This window comes from Methanoculleus sp. UBA291 (genome assembly GCF_002499755.1).
GTDB classification, from domain to species: Archaea; Halobacteriota; Methanomicrobia; order Methanomicrobiales; family Methanoculleaceae; genus Methanoculleus; species Methanoculleus palmolei.
Window position 1 is genome coordinate 10179 of record NZ_DANC01000006.1, and the last position, 7384, is coordinate 17562.

The 7384-nt window shown below is 59.2% G+C and carries 5 protein-coding genes and 1 pseudogene; 2 read left to right on the forward strand and 4 right to left on the reverse strand.

What is annotated here, in order from left to right; translation table 11 throughout:
• Window positions 1-23 precede the first annotated feature (23 nt).
• Window positions 24-497: a NosD domain-containing protein gene (locus BP737_RS01220; RefSeq protein WP_292408416.1), complete on the forward strand. Its 474-nt coding sequence runs from the start codon at window positions 24-26 to the stop codon at window positions 495-497.
• Between the two features lie 655 nt (window positions 498-1152).
• On the opposite strand, the gene speD is transcribed toward BP737_RS01220, so the two are convergent.
• From speD to BP737_RS01235, 3 genes are all read right to left on the reverse strand, one after another.
• Window positions 1153-1599, reverse strand: a complete 447-nt coding sequence (gene speD, locus BP737_RS01225) for an S-adenosylmethionine decarboxylase (RefSeq protein ID WP_292393857.1) — start codon at window positions 1597-1599, stop codon at window positions 1153-1155.
• Window positions 1600-2150: 551 nt separating this feature from the next.
• Window positions 2151-2714 (reverse strand): DNA polymerase ligase N-terminal domain-containing protein, encoded by a 564-nt coding sequence (locus tag BP737_RS01230; RefSeq protein ID WP_292393855.1) that lies wholly within the window; start codon window positions 2712-2714, stop codon window positions 2151-2153.
• A gap of 41 nt (window positions 2715-2755) precedes the next feature.
• Window positions 2756-5155, reverse strand: a complete 2400-nt coding sequence (locus BP737_RS01235; RefSeq protein ID WP_292408413.1) for an ATP-binding protein — start codon at window positions 5153-5155, stop codon at window positions 2756-2758.
• Between the two features lie 648 nt (window positions 5156-5803).
• Between BP737_RS01235 and BP737_RS01240 the strand changes: the two are divergent.
• A pseudogene (locus tag BP737_RS01240) lies at window positions 5804-6892 on the forward strand (PAS domain-containing sensor histidine kinase); the annotation flags it as partial.
• A 78-nt stretch (window positions 6893-6970) separates the two neighbouring features.
• Here the strand turns inward: BP737_RS01240 and BP737_RS01245 are convergent.
• Window positions 6971-7330 carry a DUF2124 family protein gene (locus BP737_RS01245; RefSeq protein ID WP_342685834.1) on the reverse strand — a complete coding sequence of 120 codons (360 nt, stop codon included), beginning with the start codon at window positions 7328-7330 and terminating at the stop codon, window positions 6971-6973.
• Window positions 7331-7384 lie beyond the last annotated feature (54 nt).

Consider the following 7384-nt stretch of genomic DNA (forward strand, 5'->3'; position numbering starts at 1 on the left):
GAAACTTTTAGGATGACTTCAACGTGAGGAACAATAACGTCACCGTCTGGACCATGGGCCTTACGATGTCTTCCTCTGGAAGCGTCATCGATGGCAATACGTTCACCAGCCCCGATCCCCTGGAGGGGATCGGGATAGAATTTGCTTCTGCAGCGGAAACCCTGATCGTCAACAACACGTTTGCCGATTATAAACTCGGTTTCTTCTATTCGGGAGGATCGGCGGGAAACAACTGCATCTATCTGAACAGTTTCATTGACAATTGGGACATTGAGCAGAATGGTGCAGACCGGTACAACTCTACCGAACCAGTCCCGTACACCTACAACGGTCAGACTTACTCAAGTCCGCTCGGTAACTACTGGAGCACCTACGACGGGTGGTATGCTGAGGATGCCAATGGAAATGGCATCGGCGATACGCCGTACGGATGCGACGGGTATCCCCTGATGGGACCCTGGAATAACGGGGAGATCACGTACCTCGGGGGGGAATAACTCCTCCCCTGTACGTTGACGATTCCGGGAGAACCGGCCGCTGCCCGAATTGTCGTCGGGGGTTGAGGCGCGTCCCTCCTTCTGATGTCTCTTTTCCGGATGGTGCAAAGGGAGCACTCCCGCAAACAAGACTGGAACAACCCTGTGGAGTTACACTAAAGAAGAGCATGGTGAAACAAATTCAACCTCCGCTTTTCTCGTCTACCGCCGCTTGATTTCTGGATTGTGAAGCGTCCGTGAGCGGAGTGCGGTGAATGGTGCACGTTCCTTTTGAAAAGGGGTGCAGGAGCAATATTACGTCCCGATTCGACAATCTGTGCTGCCGTCGTCCAGTTCGCCGGGAACCGATTCCTCTGGGTCTCGTGATAGGCTGGAGAGCCGGGGGTTCCCGGCGATTGAAAACGCAGAAGCAAAAGAGGGCGAATCACACCGCGAAAAATCGGTTCTTTACCCGGAAAGCCGACGTTGTAAACACCAACTTCCGGGATCAAGGCGCCCGACAACGCTTCGTTCCGATCAAGAGGATATCCGGATAACGTTGAGAAAATCGAGGGTGGGGGCCGCTCCCCCGCCATATCCCATTCACAGCGGCGGGAGATGGCAACGGCTCTCTGTGGTCATAAATTACTGGTGAAGCGCGTGCCGGGTGTTCTATTCAATCCCTGAACAATACCTGATAGGTTGCCGACTCTGCCCCAAAGAAGTTCTTGCAAAATTCTGCCGCCTTCGAAGGCTCGTATTCTTTGCAACTGAAGATATCGAGGTAGGCTGCGTTGGTCTCGTTCGCGAAGTGACCGGAGATCAGCGACGTCTCGATAAGCTGGGTCATGGAGAAACCTGCGACCCTCTCGTTCGGGCCGAAGTGTATGATCTGCGGTTCACCGAACCTCTTCATGTCGATGAGGTCACAGAGTTCGATGATGAACCGGTGAATCTTTTCCGCGTCCCTGATCGATACCGGATCGCATCCTTTCAGGTCCACACTCGTGTACAATCCCCAGCAGTCGCGTTGTCTGAACTGTGCGACGATCTCTGCGTCGCTTACTGCCTCTGCCATAACGTTGCTTGCCACAGCGTTGTTTGTCATTACCTTGCTTGCCATGATCTCACCTTCGAGATGATCTTCTGATCGATTGATCTCTGTAGTTTTCGATAGTTCAGATTTTAAACTTATCCATTGCGCTAATGGAGAATAACGGTTATTTCTCGGTTACGGCGGAGATATTGCAGCGTATCTGAAATTATAACTCATATTTTTGATTGATTTTGAAATTGGTGACTTTACATTGTTTATTTGTCGCCGAGTGTGAAAAATATAGTGTATTTTTCATACCGAGTATGAATTTTTTGAACAGGCACTTTTTCACCTGCAGACCGTCCTGAAGGGGTTCACGGGCGATCAGGGCTTGAGAAAATAATCCTTTTTCAGGTACGGTTTCCAGGTTTCTTTTCGGTGGTGAAAAACCAGTACGGCAGGATTTGAAAACTTTCACTCCCGCACCGGCCGATACCCCGGGCGAAAGGCAATCGGTCGATGACTACGGGAGTGTCCTGTCGGGCTCAAAGGCCGGGCGTATCCCCCGCATACCGCGCACCCCCGGCCCCTCCGTCCGGCACTCGCCGGGGTGCTGCGGGCGGCACCCGCCGCATGCCTCACCGGAGGTGTTTGCTCCCCGCCGCGACCTGTGCAAGCGTCCGCCCGGAGACGACCGACCGCGGCTCCGTCGCAACCGGGTCCCGTCCGGGGTCCGCCTCCGCATCGTCCTTCTTCACGAGCAGCCAGGCCTCGCTCTTCCCGGTCCGGAAGCGGGTGAGGGCATACCCGCCCCGAACCTTCTCGCCCTCGAGCCAGACGGAGATGTGACCCCGCCCGAGCGCCTCGGCGGCCCCGACCTCCCGCCCGCCTTTCTGCGTGAGGTTTCGGTAGGTCCCCCGGTCCCAGACGAGGACCGTCCCCGCCCCGTAACTCCCCGCCGGGATGACGCCCTCAAAGTCGGCGTAATCGAGCGGGTGGTCCTCTGTGGGGATGGCGAGGCGCTTCTCTTTCGGGTCGGGGGAAGGCCCTTTCGGGACCGCCCAGGACTTCAGCACGCCGTCGACTTCCAGGCGGAAGTCGTAGTGGAGCGTGGTCGCGTCGTGCTTCTGGATGACGAAAATCGGGCGGGCGAGAGCGGCCTTTGTTACACGGTCTTCGTCGGGTGTATCCGATCCTGCCATACAGGATACTCCGGCACCACCCCGGATAAGCGTTGTCCCGGTCAGGGGTTCCGGCCGGACGACGGGACAATCCTGATGTTCATCTTCTCCGAACCGATGATCAGGATACCCTCCCCCGGCTGGAAGTTGAGGAGGTCCTTCTCGCTCACCTCAAAGAATTTGGCGTTTTCCTGGGCCTGTTTCTTGTTTTCGGCCCGCATACAAAACTTCACGGCGATGTTTGCAAGGATCTCCTCGTTGAAGTGGGCGATCAATTGCGACGCGAGGATGAGTGAGACCCCGAATTTCCGCATTTCGGTGGCGTATTTGTTCAACACCGCCTTGATCGACGTCTTCGAACCGCTCTTCTGGCTCACCAGGAGTTTCGCCTCGTCGACGATCACAAAAAGCCGGAACTTTTCCCGGTCGTTCTCCGTCCCGCGCGGGATCTCGCCGGTCGCCTGGAGGGTGTAGTAGATCCGCCGGAGGAAGAGGTCCGCAAAGAGGTAGCGCAGGTTCTCCGGGAGGGCGTTTAAGTTGATGTGGGTGATCCCGCCGGAGAGGATCGTGGGGATTGAGATCTTCTCCTCCCCCGAGAAGAGTTTATAATCGAAGATGTCCTCAAGGTAGGCCGGGATCGCCTCGTCCTCGCAGGACATTATCTCGCTCTCGATGTTGTCGAAGTCGAGCACCCGCTTCCAGGTTTCGGTCTTCCCCGTAATCCCTGAGGACCGGTAGCAGTCCTTGATGATATTCTTGATCTTCCTCCGCTGCTGGATACCGAGCGTCGGGAAGTTGATGGAGATGGCGTCGACGAAGTCCGAGGTGGCCCGGAGCGGGGTGATCTCGTCGATCTCCGGGTCGAGTTCCAGCGGGTTGAAGTAATACTGCCCGCCCTCGCGGATCTTGTAGGACCGGACATTCCCCGTGCTCGCGGCCATGTCGCCGTGGAAGTCGATCAGGACGACCGGCATCGCCTGTGCCGCCAGTTCCGCGGCGATGCATCGGATCGTCTCGGTCTTGCCGGCGCCCGAGCCGCCGAGGATGATCATGTGGCCGTTGTTGAGCCTTCCCGGCGACCAGTTGACCCGTCGCCCATCCTGAGCGTGGCCGAGAAAGACGTCGAGCCCTCCGGGGCGGGGAACAACTGTCGGAACATGCGACGGTTCGTCAGAACGCCGCTCCTCTGGAACGGCGTTCGAGCCCCGGAGGTGCGATTGACGATGTTCCGGAAGGACGGAACTGGAGAAGCCCGAAGGTGAGACCGACGGCGGTTCGTCGGCGTCTGATGAGGCAGGGGCGACCGGCTCATCCTCTTCTTCCTTCTCTTCTCCTTCATCGGCAAAGAGGGCGTCGTCCCATTCGTCAACCGCCTCTTTTGCCGGAGGCACGGGCGCTGCGATCGTGTCCTCTTTCGGGACAGGGGGCACCGCTTCTTTTGGGAAGGGCGACTCCACCACCGGTTCCGGTGCCGGCCGCTCGATGACGATCTTCGCGGCAACGTCGGTCATCAGCGTCCGCCCGAGGTCGCGGAGGTGTACATCGTAGAGATTACGGTCCTTGACGATGAACCGGGCGAGGTTAACCCCGTCGTCCTCGCGCACCCCTTCAAGGATGTAGATGGCATCGGTAAGCAGGGAAAGCACTCGTGAGAGTTCGCGACGGTGAGCCGGTAATGCCCGGATACGGTCGTAGTCTTCGCCGCAGGCGAGGTAACGCAGAACGGTGAACGTCGAGTAAAACGACTCGATGAGCATATCGTAGTGCTCCCGGACGCCGGGGTCGATCGTCTCGAGCATCTCCTTGAGGATGTACGCAAACTCCGGCGGGAAGGTATAGACGACACCGTCGGCCCCGCGTCCGTCGAGGTCGTAGGCGTAGGCGAGGACTGCGCACCCCGCAGCCTTGAGCCGGGCAGCGAACCGCTCGCACTCCGAAAACAGGCCGGGGGTGTTATTGAGGAGGAAACCGACGAACGTCTCTTCGGTGCGGGGGAGTGCCGATGGGAAGGTCTTGTTGACGTAGGACCCTTTCACCGTCCCTGCGAGGAGGACCGGGACGACTTCGTTGATCTCGTGAGCCAGGGCCGGGATGTCCAGCGCCCGGATCCGTGCCTCCACAAGCGGCCGGGCGATCGCTTCACCGGCGGGAGTTGCCCGGATCACCGTCGTTCCCTGCCAGGAGACGGACCTGATCAGGTCGACCTGCGCGAGGGCAAAGAGAGGCCCTGAGGTATAGGCGTAGCAACTCTGTTCGACCACGCCCTCCCCTTCTCCCCGGGACGATGCACTATTCTGGGCGATATAGATGTAGAGGAGGGTCTCGACGATGTCGCGGACCTCCTGCACCCTGAAGTCTCGCAGGGATTCGGTGACTGCGGGGGGAAATGATCTCACCAGAGCCGGGGTCTCTGTATCCGCATAGCCCATCGCTTTGAGTGCTTCGACAAGATCTGTTGACACGGGTTCACCAGTGGATGCGTTCTTGCGGCGCCGGGGCCGCTCCCGGGCAGGCACCTGCCGCGTGACGCTCGACAGTACCGCATCGCCCGACACGGGCCAGGGTGGGCAGCCGCTCCGGCGAAGCAGGCAGTGGGAATAGTTTTGCTGTGTGAACTATTAAAATAGGCTGTTTTGCATAAAATCGCCCGCATCCCGAAGAATACTCACATAGCAGAGAGACACCGCCCCCCGTCTCTGATTTCATGCCCTGCGCCCCATCTCCAATGGGACCATCTATTTTCTCCCGAAATTACCAAAAGATCTCTTTAAATCGGCAGATAACTATTATGGTTATAATTTTATATTATGTATATTATATATATCTGTAGTTGAGGTGGGCACCCCGTGACTACCCTTACCGAACAACAGCGCACGATCGTCATCATGATCCTCCTGGGGATATCGGTCTTCCTGACCTACTACTTCCACGCCGTCCTGACGCTCGGGACCGTCTTTTCACATTTCTTCTACATCCCGATCATCCTGACCGCGCTCTGGTGGGAGAAACGGAGTATATTGGTCGCTATCTTCCTCGGGGGGCTTGTCGTCGCGAGCAGCTTCCTCTACAGGCCGGACCTCCTGACCCTGAACGATTACGCACGGGTCCTGATGTTCGTTGTCATCGCCTTCGTCGTCGCCACCCTCTCCGAACAGCTCAAAGGACGGGAACGCGAGGTGAAGAAACAGAGGGACCTCGCGCAACGTTATCTGGATGTAGCAGGCGTCCTGTTTGTCGTTATCAACGCCGACCATACCATCCGGCTCATCAACCGGCACGGCTGCGAACTGCTCGGCTATCAGGAGGAGGAACTGCTCGGGAAGGACTGGTTTACGACCGTCGTTCCGGAAGCGGTCCGGGAGACGCGGCGGCAGATCTTTGACACCGCGCTCGCCGCCGGCACACCCCTGCCCGACCGGCGAGAGAGCCCGGTCATCACGCGGAACGGCGATGAGCTGGTCCTCGCGTGGCAGGACACCGTCTTTGCCGGCGACGACGGCCGGCCGGTCGCGATGATCGGTTCGGGAGCCGATATCACCGACCGGATCCGGGCGGAGGAAGCGTTGCGGGCGGCCCATAACGAGGCAAACCTCTACCTCGATATCATGGTGCACGACATTAACAACGCGAATGCCGTCGCTCTCGGTTACGCCGACCTGCTCTCCGAGCTCCTGGGAGAAAAAGAGAAGCAGATGGTTTGGAAACTTCGCAAAGGCATCAGCCGGAGCATCGAAATCATCCAGAACGTCACGACGATCCGGCGGCTGCATTCCAGCGAGACCGCGACGAGACCCGTCGACCTCGACACCGTCATCCAGGCGGAGATCGCCCACCACCCGGATGCCGGGATCGTCTATACGGGAAAGCCGGTCCAGGTCATGGCCGACGACCTCCTTCCGGAGGTCTTCTCGAACCTCATCGGCAACAGCATCAAGTTCGGGGAGCCCGGGGTCGAGGTCGCCGTCCGGGTCGAAGAGGACGATGAGACGGTCGAGGTCTCGATCGAGGATACCGGACCGGGGGTGCCAGATGAGGTCAAGCCCTCTCTCTTCACCCGGTTTATGCGGGGCACGAATGCCCGGAGCGGGAAGGGACTCGGCCTCTACATCACGAAGATGCTCATTGAGCGTTACGGCGGGAGCATCAGGGTCGATGACCGGGTGCCGGGGCATTCCGGATACGGTGCGGCGTTCCGGTTCACCCTCCGCCGCTACGACCGGCCGTGGGAGCCGCCGACATCCCCCGCTGCACCCGCGGCGGCCGGGCCGATCAGCTGGTCACCGCCAGACCCTGACCGGGTTGAGGGTGGCGTCGATGATCAGGTCAAAGTCGAATGCGTCGAGCCAGCCGGCCCTCTCAAACATCTGCATGAAGCAGATGCCCACGACCTTCGCCCCGGGATGAGCGCCGACGGTCGCCTGCAGCATCTCCTTCACGCCGGGGACACCCGGGACGCCCGGCATCGCAAGCCCGCCCATCAGGACGATCACCTTCGGGTCGACGCGGATCGCATCGCCGGAGACCTGCATCCCGACACCCGCGACCTGGCGGATCACCCTTGCCCTTTCTTCGTCCGCCTCGGGCACATAGACCTGCTCGATGGGGAGGTCCCGGACGGCAAACCCCAGGAGTTCGATAAAGGGGGTGCAGGCGCCGGGGCAGCCGTAATAGACGACCTGGTCGCCCGGGGA